Here is a 25,660-nt window from a genome sequence, read left to right as displayed (position 1 = left end):
CAGCAGCCCCCACCCCCTCGCAAGCCCCATCGCAAGCTGCATCGCAAGCCGCTGCAGGCAACACCGAGGAAAGCCGCCCCGCGCCAGCAGCAGCGCGCCGTGCCGCCCCGACAGCCCGCGAGCGCGCAGCAGCGGCTCCCGCGCCGTCCGAGGCCTCCGAAGTCCGCATCAAGACCGGGGACACGGCAGGCCGCATCGCCGCCGCCCACCTGCCAGCCGGCGTTTCGCTGGACCAGATGCTGGTGGCCATGCTGCGCACCAATCCCAAGGTCTTCATCAACGGCAATGTGAACCGCATGCGCTCCGGTGCCGTGCTCACCGTGCCGGACGAAGCCACGGCCCAGGCCACCTCGCCGCGCGAAGCGCGCCAGATCGTTGCAGCCCAGTCCCGCGATTTCAACCAGTTCCGCCGCCAGCTGGCCAGCGCCGCGCCGGCCGCGCCCGTGGCATCGGCCAATCGTGAAGCATCGGGCAGCGTCCAGGCCCAGGTCGAAGACCGCAAGCCGTCCACCGCAGCACCCGACAAGCTCACCCTGTCCAAGGGCGCCGTCAAGGGCGTGGAGGCCGACGAGCGCCTGGCCAAGCAAAAGCAGTCGGACGACCAGGCATCGCGCACGGCCGAGCTGCAGCGCAACATGTCCGAGCTGAGCCAGATCGCCGCCGCCACCAAGCCGGCCGAAGGTGGTGCAGCAGCACCTGCCTCGGCAGCCAGCGGCACGGCAAACGGCGTCGCTGTGCCGGGCGCGCCGACCGTGCCTGCAGCGCCTGAAGCTGCAGCACCCCAGACAACTCCCGCGGCCCCGGCAGCGCCTGCCGATGCAGCTGCTGCGGCCGCTGCGCCCACCGCTGCTCCAGACGCCGCAGCCAATGCAGCCGGCTCGGCAGCGCCCGCAGCAGAAGCCGCGCCCGCTCCGGCCGAGCCGCCCAAGCCCAAGCCGGCACCCGCCCCCGTCGCGCCGATCGCCGAGCCCAGCTTCATCGATACGCTGCTGGAAGACCCCACCATCCCGCTGGCCGGTGCTGCCCTGCTGGCCCTGCTGCTGGGCTATGGCGGCTACCGCGTCATGCAGCGCCGCCGCGCCGCTGCCGCCTCCAGCGAAAGCGCCTTTGGCGACAGCCAGCTGGCAGCCGACTCCTTCTTTGGCGCCAGCGGCGGCCAACGCGTGGACACCGGCACATCGAGCCAGCTGTCCGGCACCTCCATGCATTACTCGCCCAGCCAGCTTGATGCGGGCGATGTGGACCCCGTGGCCGAGGCCGACGTCTACCTGGCCTATGGCCGCGACCTGCAGGCAGAGGAAATCCTCAAGGAAGCGCTGCGCACCGACCCCAACCGCACCGCACTGCACCAGAAGCTGGCCGACATCTACGCCAAGCGCCATGACCGCAAGGCCTTCGAGGCCGTCGCGCAGACCCTGCATGGCCTGACCCAGGGCAAGGGCGTGGACTGGCAGCGCCTGGCCGACCAGGGCCGCATCCTGGACCCGGAAAACGCCCTCTACCAGCCTGCAGGCGCCCCCCCCCTGTCTGGTGCCGCCGTTGCCGGTGGCGCCGCAGTGGCTGCTGCCGGACTGGCTGCCGCCTCGCTGGCCAGCCGCCCCCTGGACATGGATGCGCACCGCGAAGGCCCTGCCACCCTGCCCATGGACCTGGACATGGACCTCAACATGGACCTGCCCGGCGGCCTGGCCGATGCCAGCCTGCCCGCGCAGCACGCCAGCCCCCTGCCCGCACCGGCCCCCATGCCCAGCGAACAGGACTTCGCAGCGCTGGAGCCCACGCTGCGCGCGCCGCTGGAAGCCACGCCCTCCGCAAAGGACGACACACCTCGCATCGAGCCCCACGTCGAGCCACCCGTTGCATCGCTGGACATGCCCGGCTTCCAGCCCACGGCCCACGCCTCGCTGACGGACGCCCTGAACCACAGCAATGCCATGGACGGCATGCAGCCGACCGAGATGCTGTCGCTGGACATGCCCGGCACGCAGGCGGCCGACAGCTTCCCGGCCACCGAGCCCTCGCCCCTGACCAGCTCCACCACGGACGACAGCCATGCCAAGACCGAGCTGCTGTCGCTGGACGCCATGGAGTTCAACCTGGAAGGCCTGAGCACGGAGGCACCCGCCCCAACGCCGGCAACGCCCCAGGCAGGCGGCGTGCTGGAGACGGCGGCCAAGGCCAAGCCCGAACCGGCCGAGTCGCTGGAATTCGACTTGGGCAGCCTGTCCCTGGACCTGGGCAACGACACCCCTGCCGTGGCAACCCCGCCCTCGGCCCCTGAAGACCCGCTGGCCACCAAGCTCGCACTGGCCCAGGAATTCAACGCCATCGGCGACAGTGACGGAGCCCGTACACTGATCGAGGAAGTGATCGCCGAGGCCCACGGCGATCTCAAGGCCAAGGCCCAGCGCCTGCTGGCCGAGATAGATTGAAGCCCGGCGGCGCCTGCCCAGGCGCCGCACCGGTTTCGCGTGACAGGGTGGTGCAAGCCGCCATGGAAAACTGACAACTTGATGCACACCCAACCCATGCCGGAGGCCTCGCAATGCGCGTAGCCCTCGGCGTCGCCTACAACGGCCAGCGCTACAGCGGCTGGCAAAGCCAGCTGTCTGGCAACACCATTCAAGACCATCTCGAAGCGGCCCTGGGCCGCTTTGCCGCTCAGGAGGTGCACACCCTCTGCGCGGGCCGCACCGATGCCGGCGTGCACGGCCTCATGCAGGTCGTCCACTTCGACACGCCGCTGGACAGGGCCCCGTTCTCCTGGGTCCGTGGCACCAACACCTTCCTGCCGCCGGACATTGCCGTGCAATGGGCCCAGCCCGTGCCCGATGCCTTCCATTCGCGCGCCTGTGCCACGGCAAGGCGCTATGCCTATGTGCTGCTGCAATCGCCCGTGCGCCCCAGCGTGGAGGCCGGGCGCGTGGGCTGGGTGTTCCATGCGCTCGATGGTGATGCCATGCAGGCCGCCGCCCAGCACCTGCTGGGCGAGCACGACTTCAGCTCGTTCCGCGCATCGGGCTGCCAGGCCAAGTCCCCCGTCAAGACGCTGCACCGCCTATCCATCACCCGCCGCATGGCAGGCGATGGCGCCCAGATGGCCGCAGCCAGCTCCATGCGGCCCGGCGACGCGGCCATGGAATGCTGCTACTGGCGCTTCGAGTTCGAAGGCAGCGCCTTCCTCCACCACATGGTGCGCAACATCATGGGCTGCCTGATCGCCATCGGCCAGGGCGCGTATGCGCCGCAGTGGATGCAGCAGGTACTGGACGCCCGTTCCCGCGATGCCGCCGCGCCCACCTTCTCGCCCGACGGCCTGTACTTTCTGGGCCCCGTATACGATCCTTCATGGGGCCTTCCTTCGCGCAGCCCGGCCTATGATTGGCTCCCGTGAACGGACAAGCCCTCCCCCATTCTTCAGTCCCCATGCAGCGCACTCGAATCAAGATCTGCGGACTCACCCGCGAACAGGACGTGGACGCCGCCGTGGCTGCGGGCACCGATGCCGTGGGTTTTGTGCTCTACGCCCCCAGTCCGCGCGCCGTGACGGTGCAGCGCGCTGCAGAACTGGCGCGGCGCCTGCCGCCCTTCGTGACCCCGGTGCTGCTGTTCGTCAATGAAAGCGCCGCCAACGTGATGGTTGCCTGCGCCGCCATCCCGGGCGCCTGCGTGCAGTTCCACGGCGACGAGTCCCCCGAGGACTGCCTTGCCGCCACATCGGGCGGCACCCGCGCCTTCCTGCGCGCCGCACGCATTCCCCTTGGTCCCGACGCCGCGCGCTTCGACCTCGTAGAATATGCCCAGCGTTACTCGAAAGCCCAGGCCATACTGCTCGACGCCCATGTCGACGGCTATGGTGGTGGCGGAAAAGCATTCAATTGGTCACTCCTTCCACCAAACGTCGCCTCTCACCTCGTTTTGTCTGGTGGACTCACGCCTGCAAACGTGACCGATGGCATCTTGCAAGTGCGCCCGCGAGGACTCTCGCTGGCCGTTGATGTCAGTTCCGGCGTCGAGGCCGATGGTCCCGACGGCAAGCCCCTCAGGGGCATCAAGGACGCCGGCAAGATACACCGATTCATCGCCGCCGTGCGCGCGGCCGATGACCAACTTTTGCAGACAAGCCATGTTCGAATACCAGTACCCTGACGCATCCGGCCACTTCGGTCGCTTCGGCGGCAGCTTTGCCAGCGAAACCCTGACACACGCTCTGACCGAGCTGCGCGACGCCTACGCCAAGTACCAGAACGACCCGGAATTCGTTGCCGAATTCCAGTCCGAGCTGGCCCACTTCGTCGGCCGTCCCTCGCCCGTCTACCACGCGGCACGCATGTCGCGCGAGATGGGCGGCGCGCAGATCTACCTCAAGCGCGAAGACCTCAACCACACGGGCGCGCACAAGATCAACAACGTGATCGGCCAGGCCATGCTCGCCCGGCGCATGGGCAAGCCCCGCATCATTGCCGAGACCGGCGCGGGCCAGCACGGCGTGGCCACGGCCACCATCTGCGCACGCTACGGCCTCGAATGCATCGTCTACATGGGTGCCGAGGACGTGAAGCGCCAAAGCCCCAACGTCTACCGCATGCGCCTGCTGGGCGCCACCGTGGTGCCGGTGGAGTCGGGCAGCCGCACGCTCAAGGACGCGCTCAACGAGGCCATGCGCGACTGGGTGGCCAACGTGGACAACACCTTCTACATCATCGGCACCGTGGCCGGCCCCCATCCCTACCCGGCGATGGTGCGCGACTTCCAGAAGGTCATCGGCGAGGAATGCCTGACGCAGATGCCCGAATTCCTGGGCGCCGACCGCCAGCCTGATGCCGTGGTCGCCTGCGTGGGCGGCGGCAGCAATGCCATGGGCATCTTCCACCCCTACATCCCGTTCGAGAACACGCGCCTGATCGGCGTGGAGGCGGCCGGCGAAGGCCTGGACAGCGGCAAGCACTCGGCCTCGCTGCAGCGCGGCAGCAGCGGCGTGCTGCACGGCAACCGCACCTTCATCCTGCAGGACGAGAACGGCCAGATCACCGAGACGCACAGCATCAGCGCCGGCCTCGACTACCCCGGCGTCGGCCCCGAGCACGCCTGGCTGCAGGAACTGGGCCGGGCCCAGTACGTGGGCATCACCGACCAGGAGGCGCTGGACGCCTTCCACTACCTGTGCCGCACCGAAGGCATCATTCCCGCCCTGGAGTCCAGCCATGCCGTGGCCTACGCCATGCAACTGGCCAAGACCATGCGCGCCGACCAGTCCATCCTCGTGAACCTGTCCGGTCGCGGCGACAAGGACATCGGCACCGTGGCCGACCTCTCGGGCGCCGATTACTACGACCGTCCCTCCATGCGCGGGCTCACGGTCAAGGGAGGAGCAGCTCAATGAGCCGCATCACCACGACTTTCGCCAAACTCCAGGAAGAAGGCCGCAAGGCCCTGATCCCGTACATCACCGCAGGCTTCCCGTTCGCGGCCATTACGCCGTCGCTGATGCACGGCATGGTGGAGGCCGGCGCCGACGTGATCGAGCTGGGCGTGCCCTTCTCGGACCCCATGGCCGACGGCCCCACCATCCAGAAGGCAGGCGACCGCGCCATCGCCAATGGCGTGGGCCTGGTGCAGGTGCTGGCCTATGTGCGCGAGTTCCGCCAGAAGAACCAGACCACGCCCGTGGTGCTGATGGGCTACGCCAACCCGGTGGAGCGCTACGACCAGATCCACGGCAATGACCGCTTCGTGGACGATGCGGCCGAGGCCGGCGTCGATGGCCTGCTCATCGTGGACTACCCGCCCGAGGAGTGCGAGGCATTCGCCGCGCAACTGCGTGCGCGCGACATGGACCTCATCTTCCTGCTGGCGCCCACCTCCACCACCGAGCGCATGCAGCAGGTGGCGCGCGTGGCCAGCGGCTATGTCTACTACGTCTCGCTCAAGGGCGTGACCGGAGCAGGCACGCTCGACACGGCGGCCGTGGAAGCCATGCTGCCGCGCATCCGCGAGCATGTGAGCATTCCCGTGGGCGTGGGCTTCGGCATCCGCGACGCGGCCACGGCCCAGGCCATATCCCGCGTGGCTGACGCCGTGGTCATCGGCAGCCGCATCATCGAGATGCTGGACGGCCAGCCCCACGAAAAGATCGTCCCCCTGACCATCGACTTCCTGCGCGGCGTGCGCAAGGCACTCGACGCGTAGGTCGCATAATGCAGCCCTTGCATGCGGCCCGGTGCCGCATGCCCTGCGCCTGAAAAGGAAACACCATGTCCTGGCTTGAAAAACTCCTGCCTGCCAAAATCCAGCAAACCAACCCCACGGATCGCCACCAGCAGATCCCCGAGGGTCTGTGGATCAAGTGCCCGAGCTGCGAGACCGTGCTCTACAAGGCCGATCTGGAGAAAAACCAGAACGTCTGCCCCAGCTGCAGCCACCATCACCGCATCGGCGCCCGCGCCCGCCTGAACCATTTCCTCGATGCCGAAGGCCGCTATGAAATCGGCCAGGAAGTCATCCCCGTCGACGCCCTGAAGTTCAAGGACAGCCGCAAGTACCCCGAGCGCCTCAAGGAAGCGCTGGAGAACACCGGCGAGACCGATGCCCTGGTCGTCATGGGCGGCGCCATCAAGAGCGTCAACGTGGTCGCAGCCTGCTTCGAGTTCGAGTTCATGGGCGGCTCCATGGGCTCCGTGGTCGGCGAGCGCTTCGTGCGCGGTGTCGAGACCGCCATCGAGCAGAAGGTCCCCTTCATCTGCTTCACCGCCACGGGCGGTGCGCGCATGCAGGAAGGCCTGCTGAGCCTGATGCAGATGGCTAAGGCCAATGCAGCGCTCACGCGCCTGGCCAAGAAGGGCCTGCCCTACATCTCGGTGCTGACCGATCCCACCTTCGGTGGCGTCTCCGCCAGCTTCGCCTTCGTGGGCGATATCGTCATTGCCGAGCCCAAGACCCTGGTCGGCTTCGCCGGCCCGCGCGTGATCGAGACCACCGTGCGCGTGAAGCTGCCCGAAGGCTTCCAGCGCGCCGAGTTCCTGCAGGACAAGGGCGCCGTGGACATGATCGTGGACCGCCGCGAGCTGCGCGACCGCATTGCCGCATCGCTTGCCATGCTGCAGCGCCTGCCGGCCGACGCGGTCCAGTAAAGCCTCGCGCAGACACAAAAAAAGCCGCCGCAGGTTGATGCCTGCGGCGGCTTTTTCACGTCCAGGAAACCAGGGAAATCAGGCCAGCAGCATCAGGCCCGATCCCTGGATATACCCCAGCACCATCAGCGCGATCTGCAGCAGCACCAGAGCCACCAGTGCCGACAGATCGATACCGCCGATCAGCGGAACAACACGGCGGATGGGCCGCAGCATGGGCTCGGACAGGCGCTGAAGCACGCCATACATCGGCGACTGCGGCTGCACCCACGACAAGATGGCATAGATCAGCAGCACGCCCACCATGCCCGACAGCGCCACGCGCGCCAGGCCGCACAGCGCCAGCCAGGGCAGGGCAACCACGGTGGACTGCCCACCCATCAACAGCCACAGCAGCACGAACTGCAGCATCTGCAGCAGGAAGGCGGCGATCAGGCTGGACATGTCCCAGCGCCCGGCCGGCTTGATGATGCGGCGCAGCGGCATCACGATCCAGTCGGACAGCGCAAACACCAGCTGCCCCACGGGGTTGCCGAAGGGCACGCGCTGGGCCTGCATGTACATCCGCAACAGGCAGACGCCGGTCAACAGGCCAACGACCACGTCGAGCAAAAAGGAAACGATCTGAAAAAGCATGGCGTTGTAGGACTGCGGGAGGAAGATCGGACCATGGCCATCCGGCCTTGGCACAGCATGGGATGATAGCTGCCGCATCCCGCCCATCACATGACCGCCCCTACCGCACTGCACTCCCTGCCGCTGTTCCCCCTGGGCAGCGTCCTCTTTCCCCAAGGCCTGCTGAGCCTTCGCGTCTTTGAAGTCCGCTACCTGGACATGATCCGCAAGTGCGAGCGCACGGGCGCTCCCTTCGGCGTGGTGGCGCTGCAGGCCGGCAGCGAAGTGCGCAAGGCTGGCGCGGCCGCCGAGCAATTGCACGCCGTGGGCACGCTGGCCCGCATCGTCCAGTTGCAGCAGCCCCAGCCCGGCCTGCTGCACCTGCAGTGCGAAGGCACGCAGCGCTTTCGCATGCAGGAGCACCGCCAGCTGCCCCACGGCCTGTGGGTGGCCGATGTGCAGATGCTGCCTGCCGATGCCGCTGTGCCCATCCCCGGCCACCTGCTCGCCACCGCCCAGGCCCTGGCCCAGGTGCTGATGCAGCTGCACGCGCGCTCCACCGACGCCGACCATGCCCGATTGCCCAGCGCCGAACAGATGGGCGACTGCGGCTGGGTGGCCAACCGCTGGACCGAGCTGCTGCCCATGCCGGTCTCCATCAAACAGCAACTGATGGCGCTGGACAGCCCGCTGGTGCGGCTGGAGCTCGTGGCCGATGTGCTGGAGCGCAGCGGCATAGGCCATGCCCAGGGCCCGGCACCCGGCTCCCCGTCCGCCGGGCACTGACGAATTGGCAGGACTGCGGCGTCATACCGCAGCGGCCTCCGGCACATTGGCAGCACCGCGCACCGAAAGCGCGCCAAAAAACTTAAAATCGCGGATTCAGCCCGCCAGCTGCGGGGCTTGCCGGTGGCATTTGCTGCCGCCGCTGTACCCCTCAGCCCTTTGCGCCTGGCTTTTTTCGGCTTTTCCCGCTTTTTTTCCTCCGGCTTTTTTCCGGCCCCTCGGCGTTTTGCGCTGGCGCTCATTGTCATGACCGAACACAACACCCCATCCGCAGCGGACCAGACCGCTCCCCAGGACGAAAACCAACTCATCGCCGAGCGCCGCGAAAAACTCAAGGCCCTGCGCGAGCAGGTCCGTGAACAGGGCGGCGTGGCCTTCCCCAACGACTTCAAGCCCGCCGACCGCGCCGAGGCGCTGCAGCAGGCCCATGCCGACAAGAGCGCCGAGCAGTTGGACGCCGAAGCCGTGCAGGTCAGCCTGGGCGGCCGCATGATGCTCAAGCGCGTCATGGGCAAGGCCAGCTTTGCCACCATCCAGGACGGATCGCTGGGCCCCACGCACGGCCGCATCCAGCTGTACATCACGCGCGACACCGTGGGCGAGGAGGTCTATGCGGCCTTCAAGCGCTGGGACCTGGGCGACATCCTGGGAGCCGAGGGCACGCTGATGAAGACCAAGACCGGCGAGCTGTCGGTCAAGGTGCAGACGCTGCGCCTGCTCACCAAGAGCCTGCGCCCCATGCCCGACAAGTTCCACGGCATGGCCGACCTGGAGCAGAAGGTGCGCCAGCGCTATGTGGACCTGATGATGGACGAGCAGGCCCGCCGCCGCTTCATCGCACGCAGCAAGGCCGTCTCGGGCATTCGCGAATTCATGGTGGAGCACGGCTTCCTGGAAGTGGAGACGCCCATGCTGCACCCCATTCCCGGCGGCGCCAACGCCAAGCCCTTCGTCACCCACCACAACGCGCTGGACCAGGAGATGTACCTGCGCATCGCGCCCGAGCTGTACCTCAAGCGCCTGGTGGTCGGCGGCTTCGAGCGCGTGTTCGAGATCAACCGCAACTTCCGCAACGAAGGCATCTCGGTTCGCCACAACCCCGAGTTCACCATGATGGAGTTCTACGCGGCCTACTGGAACTACCGCGACCTGATGGACTACACCGAGGCGCTGGTGCGCGACGCCGCGCAAAAGGCCGTGGGCACGCTGCAGCTGACCTACGGCGGCAAGCCCGTGGACCTGTCCCAGCCCTTCCAGCGCCTGACCATTCCCGAGGCCATCGTCAAGTTCACCGAGGCGGGCGACAAGGTGGCCGACCGCGAATGGCTGACCAATGCGCTGCGCAAGCTGGGCATGACGGAAGAAAAGGACCGCCTGTCCGCACGCACCCTGGCCAGCCTGCAGGTGCTGTACTTCGAGGAAGTGGTGGAAGAAAAGCTCTGGCAGCCCACCTTCATCATGGAGCACCCCACCGAGATCTCGCCGCTGGCGCGCGCCAATGACGAGCGCCCCGAGGTCACCGAGCGCTTCGAGCTGTACATCACGGGTCGCGAATTCGGCAACGGTTTCTCCGAGCTCAACGACGCCGAGGACCAGGCCGCGCGCTTCAATGCCCAGGTCCAGGCCAAGGACGGTGGCGACGACGAAGCCATGTACTTCGACCACGACTTCGTGCGTGCCCTCGAGTACGGCATGCCCCCCACGGGCGGCTGCGGCATCGGCATCGACCGCCTGATGATGCTGCTGACCGACAGCGCCAGCATTCGCGACGTGATCCTGTTCCCCGCCCTGCGCCGCGAACAGTAAAACCAACGGCATCCAGCGCCTGCGCGCGTTGCCAACTGAAGCCGCCTGCGTTCCCTTGGGAGCCAGGCGGCTTTTCCCTATACTGGCTCGCCATGCACATCCCCACCTACTGGGCGCAGGCGCGCCTGCGGCATGAAAGCCGCCCCACCCACGGCATCACCGTCCAGCGCTGGGGATGGTCCGACACCAGCCAGGAAGCCGCCCAGGCCCACGCACAGGAGCGTGCTGGCCAGGCCCTGGAAGCCGCCCGCAATGCGGCGCTTCCAAAGGGCGAGCCCCGCATGGAATGGAAGAACGAGTACGCGCTCGACGGCTTCACCACCCCCATCCGCGAAGAAGTCCTGCAGCGCCGCGACGGCACGGTGATGACGCGCAACAGCTACGGCGCCCACTGCCTGAACACCGAGCGCGTGGCCATCGCCGATATCGACCTGCCCGAGCCGCCCAGCGCCGTGCGCTTTCCCGTCGTGACCCTGCTGTTGTTGGCTTCGGTCGCCATCTGGCTGGCCCGGCTGGCACCGCACAAGAACAATTCGCGGATGGTGGCTACGGCACTGGTCGTGCTGCTGCTGTTCCTGGCCATGCGGCGCGTACAGCGCTGGTGGGAAGCACGCCAGGCGCGCCAGCGTGCGGCCACGGACTCGCCGGCCACGCGCGCCATGGAGCGCGTCCAGACCTTCCACCAAAGCCACCCCGACTGGGGACTGCGCGTCTACGAAACACCCAAGGGCCTGCGCGTCATCGTCACGCATGCCGATTTCGCATCGGACGATCCGGCCGTCGGGCGGCTGTTCGATGCCCTGCAGGTGGACCCGCTCTATGCCCTGCTGTGCGAGCGCCAGCAATGCTTTCGCGCACGTGTCTCCGGCAAGCCCTGGCGCATGGGCCTGACCGGCCTATCCACCTCGCTGCGCAGCTGGCCCGTTCCCGAAGACCGGCAGGAGGAGCGCCGCCAGTGGGCACTTGCCTATGACAGCAAAGCCCAGGGCTTTGCTGCCTGCAGGCTGCTGCAGCAACTGGGCAACCCGCGCATCTGCCCGGCTGCCGACGCCTTTGTGCAGTGGCATGACGAGGCCAGCCGCTCCCGCACGGATCTGCCGCTGGCCTAGCAAAAGCCCCGTTGCACACAATCGCACACGGACGCGACACCCGACTTACACTGGCGCCATCCCCCGCCGCGCACTGCGCGGCCCCTTGATCCATTCCTGGTTTCGCAACCATGAAGGCCATGCCCCCCGCCCCACCTCCCCTGCCCACCGACAGCGCCGACTCTCCCGCCATCGAGCCCAGCGGAGCACGCTTCGCCAAGCCGACGGACGAGTCCGCGCCCTTTTGCGTGCTGGTCGTGGAAGACCAGGCCTCGGTGCGCACCAGCCTGGTCAGCGAGCTGCTGCACGCGGGCGTGACCCGCGTGCTGGAGGCTGCCGATGGCCCCAGCGCCCTGGTCCTGTTCCGCGAGCAGCGCCCCGACCTGGTGCTGCTGGACATCCGCCTGCCCGGCGAGGATGGCTACTGGGTCGCCCGCCAGCTGCGCGAGGCCGAGCCCGGCGAGTGGACGCCCGTCATCTTCCTGTCCGGCCTGGACAATGACCTGGATGTGTGGCGCGGCATCGAGGCCGGAGGCGACGACTACCTGGTCAAGCCCGTCAAGCCCATCGTGCTCGTGGCCAAGCTGCGCGCCATGCGCCGCCTGCTGGACATGCGCAGGCGCCTGGTATCGCTGTCGGCCGAGCTGCACGAGGCCAACCAGAAGCTCAACGAAATGGTCGAGCTCGACCAGCTCACGGGCCTGGTCAACCGCCGAGGCTTCGACCGCATCCTGCATGCAGAGATCGCCTCGGCCCGGCGCGAAGGCCAGCCGCTGACGCTGATGCTCTGCGACCTGGACCATTTCAAGCGCTACAACGACACCTATGGCCACGTGCATGGCGATGAATGCCTGAAACAGATCGGACGCCTGCTGCGCGAGGTCTGCGTACGCCCCCGTGACGTGGCGGCCCGCTATGGCGGCGAGGAATTCGCGCTCATCCTGCCGCGCACGCCACGCTCGGGCGCCATGACGTTTGCGCGCGCCGTAGGCCAGATGCTGCGCGTGCTGCGCATACGCCACCCCGATTCGCCCCATGAATCGGGTCTCACGCTGTCGGGCGGCATCACCACCTGCATTCCCGACGAATACACCAGCGCCGAAGCCATGCTCATGCGCGCCGACCAAGCTCTGTACGCGGCCAAGGCGCAGGGACGCGACCGCTTCTTCAGCTTCGAGATGCAGATGGACACGGTGGAGCAGCGCCGCACCTGACTGCCGGGCCTTGCGCCTGCGCTTACGATCGCAGCTCAACGCCGGGCGCGCGCGAGCTGCGCATCCGGGTCCCGAAAGCGGATTCCTGTTTCCTGAATGTTTGAAGTTATGCGTCGTTTTCAAGCGCACCTGCCCACCTGGATGCAGGATTGGCTGGAGTTCATCATCCCCGGTGCCCAGATCCTGCTGATCATCGGTGCGGCCTGGCTGCTCAATCGCCTGGTTCGCCGGCTGATCGCACGCGCAGGCCGGCACTACGGCCTGCCGCCGGAGCTGCTGGTGCCGCTGCGCGGCGTGTTCCGCTGGATTCTCATTGCTGCCACCGTGCCGCTGGTACTGGAGCGCCTGGGCGTCTCGGCCACCGTGCTGTGGACGGCCTTCACCGGCTTTGCCACCGTGGGCGCCGTGGCCTTCTTCGCGGCCTGGAGCGTGCTGTCCAACCTGTTCTGCGCCCTGCTCATCGTCATCGTCGGGCCCTTTCGCCTGGGTGACTACATCGAGGTGCTGGACACGGCTGAAAAGCCCGGCGCCAAGGGCCGCGTGATCGACATCAACATGCTCTACACCACCTTGCAGGACGCCCATGCGCCCGATGGCTCACCCAACCTGCTGCAGATCCCCAACTCGCTGATCTTCCAGCGCGTGGTCCGGCGCTGGAAGGGTGGTCTGGGTGTGGATGGCGAGCATGCCAGCCATGGCGAGGAGGAGCGCGCCATCCGCCTGACCACGCCGCATGATGCCCAGCCCTCGCAGCCGCCCATGCACACGACCAACTAAGCTCACCTTCCCACGAAAAAAGCCGCCGCCCGGTGCAGGGACGGCGGCTTTGTCGTTCAGCAGCGCCTCAGGGCTTGCGCGGCTTGACCTTGCTGGCGGCCAGCTTGGCGTTGGTGCGCGCCTGCTCGACATCCTGGGCGCGCGCCAGGGCCACGCCCATGCGGCGCTTGACGAAGCTCTCAGGCTTGCCGAACAGGCGCAGGTCCGTGCCCGGCACGGCCAGGGCCTCGTCCACGCCGTCGAACACCAGGCCTTCGGCATCCTGCCCGCCATAGATCACGGCGCTGGCTCCGGGGTTGCGCAGCGAGGCATCCACGGGCAGGCCCAGAATGGCGCGCGCATGCAGCTCGAACTCGCTTTGCCACTGCGTGGCCAGCGTGACCAGCCCCGTGTCGTGCGGGCGCGGCGAGACTTCGCTGAACCAGACCTGCTCGCCCTTGACGAACAGCTCCACGCCAAACAGGCCCAGGCCGCCCAGGTCATCGGTCACCGCCTTGGCGATGTCGCGCGACTTCTGCAGCGCCGCCGGGTGCATGGGATGAGGCTGCCAGCTTTCCACATAGTCACCGGACTGCTGGATGTGGCCGATCGGATCGCAGAAATGCGTCTGCACCTGGCCGTCCGCGCCCTTGGCGCGCACCGTGAGCTGGGTGATCTCGTAGTCGAAGTCGATGAAGCCTTCGACGATCACACGGCCATGGCTCACGCGGCCGCCGGCCATGGCGTAGTCCCAGGCCTTGGCCACGTCGTCCGGGCCGTCCAGCTTGCTCTGGCCCTTGCCCGAGCTGCTCATCACGGGCTTGACCACGCAAGGGAAGCCGATGGCGGGCTGGCCATCCGTGCCGTCGATGGCGGCCTGCAGCTCCTGCTGCGAATCACAGAAGCGGTAAGGACTGGTGGCCAGGCCCAGCGCCTCGGCGGCCAGGCGGCGAATGCCTTCGCGGTCCATGGTCAGGCGCGCGGCGCGGGCCGTGGGGATCACGGTGACCACGCCGGCTGCTTCCAGCTCTTCGAGCATGGACGTGGCAATGGCCTCGATCTCGGGCACGACCAGGTCGGGCTTCTCGGCCTCGATCAAGGCCTTGAGCTGGGCCGGATCGCTCATGGTGATGGTGCGCGCGTGGTGGGCCACCTGCTGGCCGGGCGCGTTCTCGTAGCGGTCCACGGCGATCGTCTCCACGCCCAGGCGCTGCAGCGCGATCAGCACTTCCTTGCCGAGTTCGCCGCTGCCCAGCAGCATGACTTTGGTGGCATGGGGGGAGTAAGGGGTTCCAAGGGTGGTCATCTGCGCGTCCGGTGAGCCAGGCAGAGCCTGGGCAAGATAAGAAAGAGAGGGAGGCAGGCCTGCACGGCCCGCAGCAGCCCCCGATCATAGGACGCCGACGCAGGCGCCGCCTACAAACCCAGCGCCTGCGCGAGGTTGCGCCGCGCCCGCGCCTCCAGCCGTTGCCGGAACCAGTCGGTGCAGTAGATGACCTCGCGCTGCATGAAGCCCTGCAGCACCTCGCGGCGCTTGGCGCGGTACAGCGGCAAGGGCACCCATTCGTACTCGGCCCGCACCTGCAGCTCGTATTCGGCAAACCGCAGGGGGTCGGCCGCGAGAATGCCCAGGTCGGCATCCACCAGCAGTTGGGCGTCGATTCCGGATGGCTGTGCAGCGTGGCAGGTCGCCATGATCAGGCCGTGCACGCGCCCGGCCACATCGGCAGGCAGACCCTGCTCACGCAGCACGGCGGCGGCCCAGTCGGCGCTGCGCGCCTCGTTGTCCTTGGCTTGTGTTTGGTAGACAGCGTCATGGAACCACAGCGCCAGTGCCACCTCGCCGGGGTGCTCGGCCAGGCCCAGCGCCGGTTGCAGCAGGCCCATGGCCTCGCCCAGATGCTGCAGCGTGTGGTAGTGGCGCTGGGGCTCGCTGTAGCTTTGCAGCAGCTCGGCCAGCACAGGCGGCGGAGCGCTGGCACCCAGTGCGGACCAGGCGCTCTCCCAAGACGCCTGCCAGGTCTGCAGCGATGCATCGTTTGCGGTGGGCATTTCGGGCCATGGTCCGGCATGGGTCATCGCCAGTTCCTTCAATTTTCAGAAGATGCCGGGCGCCAGCGCCCGCAGCGGCGCACCTGCCGATGACAGCAGCCATGCCAGCAGGCCGCAGTTGAGCACCACGGTGATCCAGAACACCAACTGGAACGAGGCCTTGCTGGACTTGTGCCGCAGCAGCCCCTGCGCGAGCAGCGCGCCGGGCCAGCCGCACAGCAGTGCCAGCAGGTGCAGACGGCTTTCGCTGGTGCGCCAGCGGTCGTTCCTGGCGGCGGACTTGTCGAATCCATAGACCATGAAGGTCACAAAGCTTGCCGCCGCATACAGGCCGACCAGTATCCAGGGCATGCGGCCGCTCCAGGCAACAGCCAGCAGCACGCAGAAGAAGGCAGCGGCCAGGCCCACCGCCACCGGGCCTCGCACAGGCGGCAGAGACCGCGAAGACATGCCGGCACGGCTTCGCCGCGCAGGCTGCGGGCGGCCGGTCCTTGGTTCGTCAATGAAGGCCACATCCTGCGCGCGCCATTTCCCCTGGGCGTTGCGGCTGGGCACGTAGCTGACACGCTCTCCGCCCTCGGGCCTGCGGCGGCGATCGGTGAAGGACTTGATATGGACAAAGACCTGCGCGCCGCCTCCATCGGGTTCGATGAAGCCGAAGCCCTGCTCGTCCTTCCAGCCGGTGAGACGTCCCTGCTGCCGCATGGCGGGCTCAGTGGCTGCCGGCTGCGGCCGGCCGCACATCCTGCTTGCCTGGCTCGCCCAGGCAAATGCCTATGTCGCGCGCCATGGTGAGCAGGCCGTGGTCCAGGGGCACGGTGCGCTGGGTGTTGGCCACGCGTGAGATTTCCACGCTGCCGATCTCGCCACCCTGCAGCGTGACCATGCGGCCGAAGCGCCCCGACAGCACCAGTTGCGCCGCATGGTGGCCGTACTGCGTGGCCAGCACGCGGTCAAAGGGCGTGGGGTCGCCGCCACGCTGTACATGGCCGAGGACCGTGGTGCGCACCTCGCTCCTGAGGTGGGGCTGCAGGCGCTCGCGCAGCACATGGCCGACACCGCCCAGGCGGACCGGGTCGGGGCTTTGCTCGATGCGCTCGCGCACCGTGAGGCTGGCGCCGCTTTCCTTGGCGCCCTCGCCGATGCAGATGATGGTGTAGCGCTGGCGCTGCTCGCGGCCCCGGCAGAAATCGACGATGGCCTGCAGGTCGTAATCGATCTCGGGCAGCAGGATGACGTCGGCCGCACCGGCAATGCCGGCCTCCAGCGCCAGCCATCCGGCATGGCGCCCCATGGTCTCGACGATCATCACGCGGTGGTGGCTGTTGGCCGTGCTCTCGATGCGGCGCAGCGCCTCGGTGGCCGTTGCCACGGCGGTGTCGAAGCCAAAGCTGCGCTCGCAATTGGCAATGTCGTTGTCGATGGTCTTGGGCACGCCCACGCAGGTCAGCCCCACCTGTTCGGCCAGGCCATGCGCCAGGCTCATGGTGCCGTCGCCGCCGATGGCCACCACCACGTCCAGGCCCAGCGCCCGGACATTGCGGCCCACATGCTCCAGCGTGGCCGCATCGCGCAGGGGGTTGGCGCTGTTGCTGGTGCCCAGTATGGTGCCGCCCACATGCAGGATGCCCGAGACCTCGTCCCAGCCCAGCGGCTTGACGCCGGGCGGGTCGAGCATCAGGCCCTCGAAGCCGTCGGCAATGCCCAGCACCTCGCACTGGCCGTGGTTGATCAGGGACTTGGTGACAGCACGGATCACCGCATTCAGGCCGGGGCAGTCGCCACCTCCGGTCAGCACGCCAACGCGCATGGGAAAACTCTCCTGTGAAACACCGGCCGACGCGCCCGTTACGACACGCACATGCCTTTGCAAAGCCCGCCTTGGCCCTCGGAGCGGCCAGCGGCGGCGTCCATCAATCCATCAAGGCAGCAGGTCCAGCGCCTGCAGATAGGCAGGCTGGCGCATGAGGTCGTCCCAGGGCTGGGGCACGGTCTCCGGCAGCAGGGCCACGCGGCGCGATTCGCTGTCGGCATCGGGCTGCCAGCGGCCGCTGCGCTGCGCGGCCTCCATGCCGGCCAGCAGCTCGTCCACATGCTCGCCCAAGCCCAGGCTCTGGTTGCACAGCAGCACCATGTCGCAGCCCGCCTCCAGCGCGGCCAGCGCCGCGTCGGTATAGCCGATGAGCTCGCCGTCGATGCGGCGCGCGCCCTCCATGCTCAGGTCGTCGCTGAAAATGGCGCCGTCGTAGCGCAGGCGGCTGCGCAGGATGTCCTTGAGCCACTTGGCAGAAAAGCCGGCCGGGCGCTTGTCCACCTTGGGGTAGATCACATGGGCCGGCATCACGGCCGTGAGCACGCTGGACAACCAGGGATAGGGCGCGGCGTCCTCGCCCAGGATGGCGGTGAGGCTGCGGCCATCGACCGGAATGTCCACATGCGAATCGGCCTTGACGAAGCCGTGGCCGGGAAAGTGCTTGCCGCAGTTGCCCATGCCGGCCTGCAGCAGGCCGTGCATGAGGCTGCGGGCCAGCGCGGCCACCACGCGCGGGTCGCGGTGGAAGCTGCGGTCGCCGATGACGCTGCTGGCACCGTAGTCAAGGTCCAGCACCGGGGTGAAGCTGAAATCCACGCCGCAGGCACGCAGCTCGGTGCCCAGCACGTAGCCGGCCGCCGTGGCGGCATTCATGGCGGCCAGGGCGCCGCTGCCTTCACGGTGCTTGCTGCCCTTGCCGTCGTCCATCCACATCTGGCCGAAGGCGCGCATGGGCGGCAGGTGCGTGAAGCCGTCAGCGCGAAAACGCTGCACGCGCCCGCCCTCATGGTCCACGCAGATCAGCAAATCGGGCTTGACCGCCTTGATATCGGCGCACAGCTGCACCAGCTGCTCGCGGCTTTCCCAGTTGCGGGCAAAGAGGATGATGCCGCCGACCAGCGGATGCGCCAGGCGCTGGCGGTCCACATCGGTGAGTGCCTTGCCGGCGATGTCGATGATGAGGGGTGCGTGCTCGGTCATGCCGGGAATTCCTATGAATCCTGTGGAGTCAAAAAAGCCAGCGTCACGCTGGCCGGGTATCAGGCGCGGCGCTCGACCACGCAGAAGCTGGCCGCGTAGTCGCTCTCGTCGGTCACGGACAGGTGCACCTGCAGGTTGCGCGCCTCGAACCATTCCTTGAGCGCGCCGTGCAGCACGATGGCAGGCTGGCCACTGGGCAGTTTGATGACCTCGCAACTGCGCCAGGTCATGGGCATGACCATGCCCATGCCTATGGCCTTGGAAAAGGCCTCCTTGGCGGAAAAGCGCGTGGCCACGAAGCGGATGCCGCGCTCAGGCCAGCGCGCGCGGCGGGCACGCCAGGTGGCCAGCTCGCCCTCGGCCAGCACCTTCTCGGCGAAACGGTCGCCATGGCGCTCCAGGCTGGCGCGGATGCGGCGCACGTCGCAGATGTCGGTACCGATGCCGTAGATCATGGATTCGCTCCGCGAAAGCTTCAGGCGCGCGCCGCCATGCCCTGGTCTATGCACTGCTGGTAGGCGCGCACGGTTTCGGCGTAGCCCAGCTCCAGCGCGTCGGCGATCAGCGCATGGCCGATGGAGACTTCGAGCAGGCCCGGCACGCGCGCCACGAAGGCGGCCAGGTTGTCACGGCTGAGGTCGTGGCCGGCATTGATGCCCAGCCCGGCATCCAAAGCCGCCTGGGCCGCCGCCGCATAGGCCTGCAGTTGCGCTTCCTGGTCTGCCGTGCCCCAGGCAGCTGCGTAGGGTTCGGTATACAGCTCGACCCGGTCGGCGCCCACGGCGCGCGCAGCGGCCATCTGGGCGGGCACTGGGTCCATGAACAGGCTGACGCGCACGCCGAGTTGGCGGCATTCGGCAATCAGCGGCTTCAGGCGCTCGGCGTCCTGCGGGAAGTTCCAGCCATGGTCGCTGGTGAACTGGTCCTCGCTGTCGGGCACGAAGGTGGCCTGGTGCGGGCGCGTGTCGCGGATGAAGTCCATGAGGTTCTGCGTCGGGTTGCCCTCGATGTTGAACTCCGCCTGCGGCCACTGTGTCATCAGCGCCTGCAGTTCATAGACATCCTCGCTGCGGATATGGCGCTGGTCGGGACGCGGATGGATGGTGATGCCCTGGGCACCGGCCTCCAGGCAGATGCGCGCGGCGCGCGTCACGCTGGGAATGCCCAGGTGGCGCGTGTTGCGCAGCAGCGCAACCTTGTTGACATTGACCGACAGCGCCGTGCGCTGCGAAGCGTGGGAAAGATTCATAGCGATTGCAGATCCATCATCAGCTGGCGGGTGCGCAGCATGGGACTGCCGCAATGGTATTGCAGCAGGGCCCTCAGTTGGGGCTTGAGGGCCAGCGCCTGCTCAGGTTGGGCCACCACATGCAGCGTGGCATTGAAGGCCTGCCGGGCCTGCAGCGCGCTTTCAATGGCCTGCCATTGCGCAGCGCCCAGCACGGCGCGCTCGCCCTGCAGCGCCGGGCGCAGGCCGCCTTCGGCCACCAGCGCATAGCGGCGGCCTTCGGCCAGCGGCGCCAGCGTGGCGCTTTCCTCATTCAAGGCGGGCAGATGGCCCAGTTCGCGCAGCAGCAGCAGCTCGAAGGTGCGCAGCACGGGCTCGATGGCATCGCCATGCTGGCCCGCCAGCACGCGCACCACGCCGGCATAGATGTCGAACAGCGCCGCATAGGGATCGTCTCGCGCCAGCAGGCGCATCAGCAGCTCGTTGAGGTACAGGCCCGACATTAGGGCGTCGCCCTGGGGCATGACATGCCCGCCCACCCACTCGGCGCCCTTGAGGGTGTGGATCTCGGCATTGCCCTCGCCGCCCAGGCTGTAGCTCAGGCTCAGCGGCTGCAGCGGCAGCAGCACGGGGCGAAAGTTCGAGGTCGGGCGCTTGACGCCCTTGGCCGCCAGCGCCACGCGGCCCCGGTGCCGCGTGAAGACCTCGAGGATCAGGCTGGACTCGCTCCAGTCATAGCTGTGCAGCACATAGGCCGGCTCATCCGAGACACGCTTGGCGCTAGCCATGGACAGAGGGCCTTGCGGGGAGGTTTCTCACTCGTAGCCGAAGGAGCGCACGCGGGCCTCGTCGTCGGCCCAGCCCGAGCGCACCTTGACCCAGACTTCGAGGAAGACCTTGGCATCCATGAGCTTTTCCAGCTCCTGGCGGGCCTCGGTGCTGATGCGCTTGAGGCGCTCGCCCTTCTCTCCGATGATCATGGCCTTGTGTCCGTCGCGCTCGACCACGATGGTGGCCGCCACGCGGATGAAGCGCTTGTGCTGCTTGCTGGCCTCTTCCTCGAACTTGTCGATGACCACCGTGGAGGTGTAGGGCAGCTCGTCGCCCGTGAAGCGGAACAGCTTCTCGCGCACGGTTTCCGAGGCGAGGAACTTCTCGCTGCGGTCGGTCAGCTCGTCGGGCGCATACATCCAGTCCTGCTCGGGCAGGTACTTCTCGCAGATGCCGAACAGGCGCTCGATGTCGCCCTTGCTCTTGGCCGACATGGGCACGAACTCGGCAAACGGATGGCGCTCCTGCATGCTCTTGAGCCAGGGGGCGATCTCGGCACGGCGGCCCACGGTATCGAGCTTGTTGGCGATCAGCAGCGTGGGAATGCCGGGCTTGAACAGCGACAGCACCTTGGCATCGGCCAGCGTGAACTGGCCGGCTTCCACGACGAACAGGATCAGGTCCACGTCGCCGATGGCGCCCATCACGGTCTTGTTGAGCGACTTGTTCAGCGCCGTACTGTGCTTGGTCTGGAAGCCCGGTGTATCGACGAAGATGAACTGCGTCGCGGCACGCGAGCGAATGCCCGTGATGCGGTGGCGCGTGGTCTGCGCCTTGCGCGAGGTGATGCTGATCTTCTGGCCCACCAGCGCATTCATCAGCGTGGACTTGCCCACATTGGGCTTGCCGACGATGGCGATCAGGCCGCAGCGCTGCGGGCCCCTCGGCACCTCGGGTGCCAGGGCTTCATCAGGGGCGGATGCCGTGCGTGCTGCGCCGGCGCCGGGCTTGGCCGCAGCCAGCAGGGCATCGAGTTCGGCGGCGGTCTGTGCCGGCGCCGGAGGTTTGTCTTGGTTCATGCGTGTCTTGCTTTCAATAGTTCCAGCATGGCTGTGGCAGCCGTCTGCTCTGCGGCTCTGCGCGAGGCACCCGTTCCCCGGGCCTGCAATTGCAGCTCTGCAATCGCGCAGGCCACTTCAAAGGTCTGGCGGTGGGCGGCTCCCGTGGTGGCGACCACCTCGTACTGCGGCAGCTTCATGCGCCGTCCCTGCAACCATTCCTGCAGGGCCGTCTTCGCATCCTTTTCGGCTGCGCGCATGTGGGGATTGATGTCCACGCCCTCGAAAAGATGGTGTACCACCTTCTCGCCCGCCGCGTAGCCGGCATCCAGATAGACCGCGCCGATCAGGGCCTCGACCGCATCGGCCAGGATGGAGGGGCGTTGCTTGCCGCCCGACTTGGATTCACCCTCGCCCAGGCGCAGCAGATCGGGCAACTGCAGCCTCAGCGCGATCTGGTGCAGCGTGCCTTCCTTGACCAGGTTGGCGCGCACGCGGGACAGATCGCCCTCGGGCATGGAACTGAGCCGCTGGTAGAGCAGGCTGGAAATGGCAAGGTTCAGCACCGAGTCACCGAGGAATTCCAGGCGCTCGTTGTTGTCTGCCGAGAAGCTGCGGTGCGTGACAGCACGCTGCAGCAATGCAGGCTCGGCAAATTGATGCTGCAGCCTCAGCTGCAGCGCATTCAGTAAGGGAGGCACCTATTGGGTCTACTTCTTAAAACGATAGGTCAGGTAGGCGGGGCCCACGAGGTGTATCTCGCGTGAGTACTCGAACCCAACGACCACACGGTCGTTGATTTTGGTCACTTCGAGGTCAGCCGGCTTCACTGAAGTGAAGTCATCGATGGCGGAGGAACGCTCAAAACTGGCCCTCACTTCAGCCACGGAATTGCCTTCGCTGGCCGCCTTGTTGGCAGCCTTGACGATGGCCTGGTACTCCAGGAAGACAGGCACGGATTGTGCGCCCACGGCCACCACGCCCACGCCCAGGGCAACCACAAACACCAGTCCCAGAAAGGACAGGCCGCGCTGGCGCGAACGCCGGTTGTTCGATGTCAACATGCTTTTTCCTCCTCCGATGCGAATCCCTCGCGCATGCCCGGTCCGATCCGGTCCTCAGGCATGCACCTGATCAATGGAAGCTGCCGATGCGCTTGAAATCCCCGAAGTTCATCCAGACAAAGAAAGCCCGGCCCACGATGTTCTTGTCGGGCACAAAGCCCCAGTAGCGGGAATCCAGCGAGTTGTCGCGGTTGTCGCCCATCATGAAGTACTGGCCCTCCGGCACCTTGCAGGTGATGCCTTCGACGCTGTAGCGGCAGTTCTCGCGGAACTCGAAGCCGCTGGCGCCCTGGATGAAGGCCGGCACGTCCTGGTTCACGATCATGCGGTGCGGCTTGTCGCCCAGCGACTCCTCGTACTGCTTGAAGTAGCGCATCGCATCCTTGTCGAAGAAGTCGGGCAGTGCATTGACCGGGACTTCCTTGCCATTGATCGTCAGCCGCTTGTTCAGGTAGGCGATCTCGTCGCCCGGCAGGCCCACCACCCGCTTGATGTAGTCCAGGCTGGGCTGGGGCGGGTAGCGGAACACCACCACATCGCCACGCTGCAGCGGCGTTCCCTGCGTGATCTTGGTGTTGATCACCGGCAGGCGCACGCCATAGGTGAACTTGTTCACCAGGATCAGGTCGCCCACGAGCAGCGTGGGGATCATGGAGCCAGACGGGATCTTGAATGGCTCGAACAGGAACGAGCGCAGCACGAAGACGATCGCGATCACCGGGAACAGGCCTGCCGTCCAGTCCAGCCACCAGGGCTGCATGAGGATGCGGCCCTTGGCCTCTTCCGACACCTCGATGTCGGTCTTGGCGATGCCCATGCGGTCGAGTTCTGCGCGGCGTGCCACGGCAGCCTCCTCGATGGCCACGGCAGCGCGGCGGCGGCGCGGCAGGAAGTACAGCCGCTCGGCCACCCAGTACAGGCCCGTGACCACGGTGGCCAGGAACAGCAGCAGCGCGAAGTTGCCCTCGATGAAGCCTGTGTACCAGGCACCGATATAGCCCACGAAGGCCGCGAGTACGACGGCCGTAATCCATTGCATGGCTTGCATCAATCCTCCACTTGCAGGATGGCCAGGAAGGCCTCCTGGGGCACTTCCACCGATCCGATCTGCTTCATGCGCTTCTTGCCGGCCTTTTGCTTTTCCAGCAGCTTGCGCTTGCGGGTGATGTCGCCGCCGTAGCACTTGGCCAGCACGTTCTTGCGCATGGCCTTGACGGTTTCCCGCGCAATGATGTTGGCGCCGATGGCGGCCTGGATGGCCACATCGAACATCTGGCGGCTGATGATCTCGCGCATCTTGGCCACCACGGCCCGGCCGCGGTACGTGGCCTGGGAGCGGTGCACGATGATGGACAGCGCATCGACCTTCTCGCCGTTGAGCAGGATGTCCACCTTCACCACGTCGGAGGCGCGGTACTCCTTGAACTCATAGTCCATGGAGGCGTAGCCGCGCGAGACCGACTTGAGCTTGTCGAAGAAGTCCAGCACGATTTCGCCCAGCGGCATCTCATAGGTGAGCATCACCTGGCGGCCGTGGTATTGCATGTTGATCTGCACGCCGCGCTTCTGGTTGGCCAGCGTCATCACCGGGCCCACATAGTCCTGGGGCATGTACAGGTGGACGGTGACGATGGGCTCGCGCACCTCCTCGATACGGCCGGCATCGGGCATCTTGGACGGGTTCTCGACCTGGATGACCTCGCCATCGCCCTTGACCACTTCGTAGACCACGCTGGGCGCGGTGGTGATCAGGTCCTGGTCGAATTCGCGCTCCAGGCGCTCCTGCACGATTTCCATGTGCAGCAGGCCCAGGAAGCCGCAGCGAAAGCCGAAGCCCAGCGCCTGCGAGACTTCAGGCTCGAACTGCAGGGACGAATCGTTGAGCTGCAGCTTCTCCAGCGCATCGCGCAGCTGGTCGTACTCGCTGGCTTCGGTGGGGTACAGACCCGCGAACACCTGGGGCTTGATTTCCTTGAAGCCGGGCAGGGCCTCGGTGGCAGGACCCAGATTGTTGGGAAGCTTCTTTTCCAGCGTGATGGTGTCGCCCACCTTGGCTGCCTTGAGCTCCTTGATGCCGGCAATGATGTAGCCCACCTCGCCGGCGCGCAGCACGTCACGCGGCACGTCGGCCGGGGTGAACACGCCCAGGTTGTTGGCTTCATAGGCAGCGCCCGAGGCCATCATCTTGAAGCGCTCGCCACGCTTGAGTTCACCATCGACCACGCGCACCAGCATCACGACGCCGACATAAGTGTCGAACCAGCTGTCGATGATCATGGCGCGCAGTTGGCCATTGGGATCGCCCTTTGGCGGCGGCACCTTGGCGACCACCGCCTCCAGGATCTCCTCGATGCCCATGCCGGTCTTGGCCGAGCAGGGAATGGCGTCGCTGGCATCGATGCCGATGACATCCTCGATCTCGGCCCTGGCATTTTCGGGATCGGCCTGGGGCAGATCCATCTTGTTGAGAACAGCCGTCACTTCCACGCCGAGTTCCAGCGCGGTGTAGCAGTTGGCCACGGTCTGCGCCTCGACGCCCTGCGAGGCGTCCACCACCAGCAGCGCTCCCTCGCAGGCCGACAGCGAACGCGAGACTTCATAAGAGAAGTCAACGTGGCCGGGCGTGTCGATGAGGTTGAGGTTGTAGACCTGGCCATCCTTGGCCTTGTACTGCAGGGCTGCGGTCTGCGCCTTGATGGTGATGCCGCGCTCTTTCTCGATATCCATCGAGTCCAGCACCTGGGCTTCCATGTCACGGTCAGCCAAGCCTCCGCAACGCTGGATGAGGCGGTCAGCCAGCGTCGACTTGCCATGGTCGATGTGCGCAATGATGGAAAAATTTCTGATGTGGTTCATCAACGGGAAGGACTGCTAGTGAAAGTGGAAAACGACAGGGCCGGCGCGCAAGAAAAAAGGGCGCGTCCATGAACGACGCGCCCCGAACCAACAATCTCTGGCAACTGCGATAGTTGGGACTTTATTGTAGGCAAAACGGGCTGAAAACCAAGCCCTGACAAGGCCTGCAAAGGTCCGGGCTTGATCTGTCACAATTATTTATCAACAGTTTATCAACAGAACC

25 protein-coding genes are annotated in these 25,660 nt (G+C 66.7%); 11 read left to right on the top strand and 14 right to left on the bottom strand.

Features of this window, described 5'->3' with window-relative positions; genetic code table 11:
• The 6 genes from BW39_RS10120 to accD all read left to right on the top strand — a co-directional run.
• Positions 1–2,432, top strand: a 2,432-nt coding sequence (locus BW39_RS10120; protein WP_043821503.1) for a FimV/HubP family polar landmark protein, incomplete at its 5' end; no start/stop codon positions are given.
• 113 nt (positions 2,433–2,545) lie between these two features.
• Positions 2,546–3,394 carry a tRNA pseudouridine(38-40) synthase TruA gene (truA, locus tag BW39_RS10115; protein WP_013801015.1) on the top strand — a complete coding sequence of 283 codons (849 nt, stop codon included), beginning with the start codon at positions 2,546–2,548 and terminating at the stop codon, positions 3,392–3,394.
• Positions 3,395–3,426: 32 nt separating this feature from the next.
• A complete protein-coding gene (locus BW39_RS30260) occupies positions 3,427–4,149 on the top strand; it encodes a phosphoribosylanthranilate isomerase (protein WP_081816176.1) in 723 nt (240 codons plus the stop codon).
• Positions 4,127–5,383 (top strand): tryptophan synthase subunit beta, encoded by a 1,257-nt coding sequence (trpB, locus tag BW39_RS10100; protein WP_012207042.1) that lies wholly within the window; start codon positions 4,127–4,129, stop codon positions 5,381–5,383. The genes BW39_RS30260 and trpB overlap by 23 nt, the downstream gene beginning before the upstream one ends.
• Positions 5,380–6,189, top strand: a complete 810-nt coding sequence (gene trpA / locus BW39_RS10095) for a tryptophan synthase subunit alpha (protein WP_043821492.1) — start codon at positions 5,380–5,382, stop codon at positions 6,187–6,189. Before trpB ends, trpA begins: the two co-directional genes overlap by 4 nt.
• A 65-nt stretch (positions 6,190–6,254) precedes the next feature.
• Positions 6,255–7,130 (top strand): acetyl-CoA carboxylase, carboxyltransferase subunit beta, encoded by an 876-nt coding sequence (gene accD / locus BW39_RS10090; protein ID WP_013801012.1) that lies wholly within the window; start codon positions 6,255–6,257, stop codon positions 7,128–7,130.
• 78 nt (positions 7,131–7,208) lie between these two features.
• On the opposite strand, the gene BW39_RS10085 is transcribed toward accD, so the two are convergent.
• Complete coding sequence (locus tag BW39_RS10085; protein WP_013801011.1) at positions 7,209–7,766, bottom strand: YggT family protein; 558 nt, start codon at positions 7,764–7,766, stop codon at positions 7,209–7,211.
• A 90-nt stretch (positions 7,767–7,856) separates the two neighbouring features.
• Between BW39_RS10085 and BW39_RS10080 the strand changes: the two genes are divergently transcribed.
• From BW39_RS10080 to BW39_RS10060, 5 genes are all read left to right on the top strand, one after another.
• The gene (locus BW39_RS10080; protein WP_012207046.1) at positions 7,857–8,531 is read left to right on the top strand and encodes an LON peptidase substrate-binding domain-containing protein; all 675 of its coding nucleotides are present in this window, start codon (positions 7,857–7,859) and stop codon (positions 8,529–8,531) included.
• 246 nt (positions 8,532–8,777) lie between these two features.
• A complete protein-coding gene (lysS, locus tag BW39_RS10075; protein ID WP_013801009.1) occupies positions 8,778–10,337 on the top strand; it encodes a lysine--tRNA ligase in 1,560 nt (519 codons plus the stop codon).
• A gap of 92 nt (positions 10,338–10,429) precedes the next feature.
• Entirely contained in the window at positions 10,430–11,446 is a 1,017-nt protein-coding gene (locus BW39_RS10070) for a hypothetical protein (RefSeq protein WP_043821490.1), read from the top strand.
• Between the two features lie 110 nt (positions 11,447–11,556).
• The gene (locus BW39_RS10065; RefSeq protein ID WP_012207049.1) at positions 11,557–12,639 is read left to right on the top strand and encodes a GGDEF domain-containing response regulator; all 1,083 of its coding nucleotides are present in this window, start codon (positions 11,557–11,559) and stop codon (positions 12,637–12,639) included.
• 108 nt (positions 12,640–12,747) lie between these two features.
• A complete protein-coding gene (locus BW39_RS10060; RefSeq protein WP_013801006.1) occupies positions 12,748–13,416 on the top strand; it encodes a mechanosensitive ion channel family protein in 669 nt (222 codons plus the stop codon).
• Between the two features lie 67 nt (positions 13,417–13,483).
• Here BW39_RS10060 and purT read toward each other — a convergent pair whose 3' ends face one another.
• The 13 genes from purT to lepA form a co-directional block, all read right to left on the bottom strand.
• On the bottom strand, positions 13,484–14,701 hold the full coding sequence (gene purT, locus BW39_RS10055; protein ID WP_043821488.1) for a formate-dependent phosphoribosylglycinamide formyltransferase: 1,218 nt from the start codon (positions 14,699–14,701) through the stop codon (positions 13,484–13,486).
• 110 nt (positions 14,702–14,811) lie between these two features.
• Complete coding sequence (locus tag BW39_RS10050; protein WP_043821486.1) at positions 14,812–15,474, bottom strand: HD domain-containing protein; 663 nt, start codon at positions 15,472–15,474, stop codon at positions 14,812–14,814.
• Between the two features lie 18 nt (positions 15,475–15,492).
• Complete coding sequence (locus BW39_RS10045; protein ID WP_043821501.1) at positions 15,493–16,152, bottom strand: DUF1294 domain-containing protein; 660 nt, start codon at positions 16,150–16,152, stop codon at positions 15,493–15,495.
• Between the two features lie 7 nt (positions 16,153–16,159).
• A complete protein-coding gene (locus BW39_RS10040) occupies positions 16,160–17,257 on the bottom strand; it encodes a 6-phosphofructokinase (RefSeq protein ID WP_043821484.1) in 1,098 nt (365 codons plus the stop codon).
• 111 nt (positions 17,258–17,368) lie between these two features.
• On the bottom strand, positions 17,369–18,460 hold the full coding sequence (gene nagZ / locus BW39_RS10035) for a beta-N-acetylhexosaminidase (protein ID WP_043821482.1): 1,092 nt from the start codon (positions 18,458–18,460) through the stop codon (positions 17,369–17,371).
• Positions 18,461–18,519: 59 nt separating this feature from the next.
• Entirely contained in the window at positions 18,520–18,915 is a 396-nt protein-coding gene (gene acpS, locus BW39_RS10030; protein ID WP_012207056.1) for a holo-ACP synthase, read from the bottom strand.
• A gap of 20 nt (positions 18,916–18,935) precedes the next feature.
• Positions 18,936–19,709 (bottom strand): pyridoxine 5'-phosphate synthase, encoded by a 774-nt coding sequence (locus BW39_RS10025; protein ID WP_043821481.1) that lies wholly within the window; start codon positions 19,707–19,709, stop codon positions 18,936–18,938.
• On the bottom strand, positions 19,706–20,476 hold the full coding sequence (gene recO / locus BW39_RS10020; RefSeq protein ID WP_012207058.1) for a DNA repair protein RecO: 771 nt from the start codon (positions 20,474–20,476) through the stop codon (positions 19,706–19,708). Before recO ends, BW39_RS10025 begins: the two co-directional genes overlap by 4 nt.
• 27 nt (positions 20,477–20,503) lie before the next feature.
• Positions 20,504–21,538 carry a GTPase Era gene (era, locus tag BW39_RS10015; protein WP_043821479.1) on the bottom strand — a complete coding sequence of 345 codons (1,035 nt, stop codon included), beginning with the start codon at positions 21,536–21,538 and terminating at the stop codon, positions 20,504–20,506.
• On the bottom strand, positions 21,535–22,218 hold the full coding sequence (rnc, locus tag BW39_RS10010) for a ribonuclease III (protein ID WP_012207060.1): 684 nt from the start codon (positions 22,216–22,218) through the stop codon (positions 21,535–21,537). Before rnc ends, era begins: the two co-directional genes overlap by 4 nt.
• Before the next feature lie 9 nt (positions 22,219–22,227).
• On the bottom strand, positions 22,228–22,581 hold the full coding sequence (locus BW39_RS10005; protein ID WP_043821478.1) for a DUF4845 domain-containing protein: 354 nt from the start codon (positions 22,579–22,581) through the stop codon (positions 22,228–22,230).
• Positions 22,582–22,651: 70 nt separating this feature from the next.
• Positions 22,652–23,629: a signal peptidase I gene (lepB, locus tag BW39_RS10000; RefSeq protein WP_012207062.1), complete on the bottom strand. Its 978-nt coding sequence runs from the start codon at positions 23,627–23,629 to the stop codon at positions 22,652–22,654.
• A complete protein-coding gene (gene lepA / locus BW39_RS09995; RefSeq protein WP_012207063.1) occupies positions 23,629–25,437 on the bottom strand; it encodes a translation elongation factor 4 in 1,809 nt (602 codons plus the stop codon). The genes lepB and lepA overlap by 1 nt, the downstream gene beginning before the upstream one ends.
• Positions 25,438–25,660: the final 223 nt, after the last annotated feature.

The organism is Delftia sp. RIT313 (assembly GCF_000632165.1).
GTDB lineage: Bacteria > Pseudomonadota > Gammaproteobacteria > Burkholderiales > Burkholderiaceae_C > Comamonas > Comamonas acidovorans.
The sequence above is the reverse complement of the archived record's forward strand: the minus strand, read 5'-3'. Positions and strand labels throughout refer to the sequence as shown.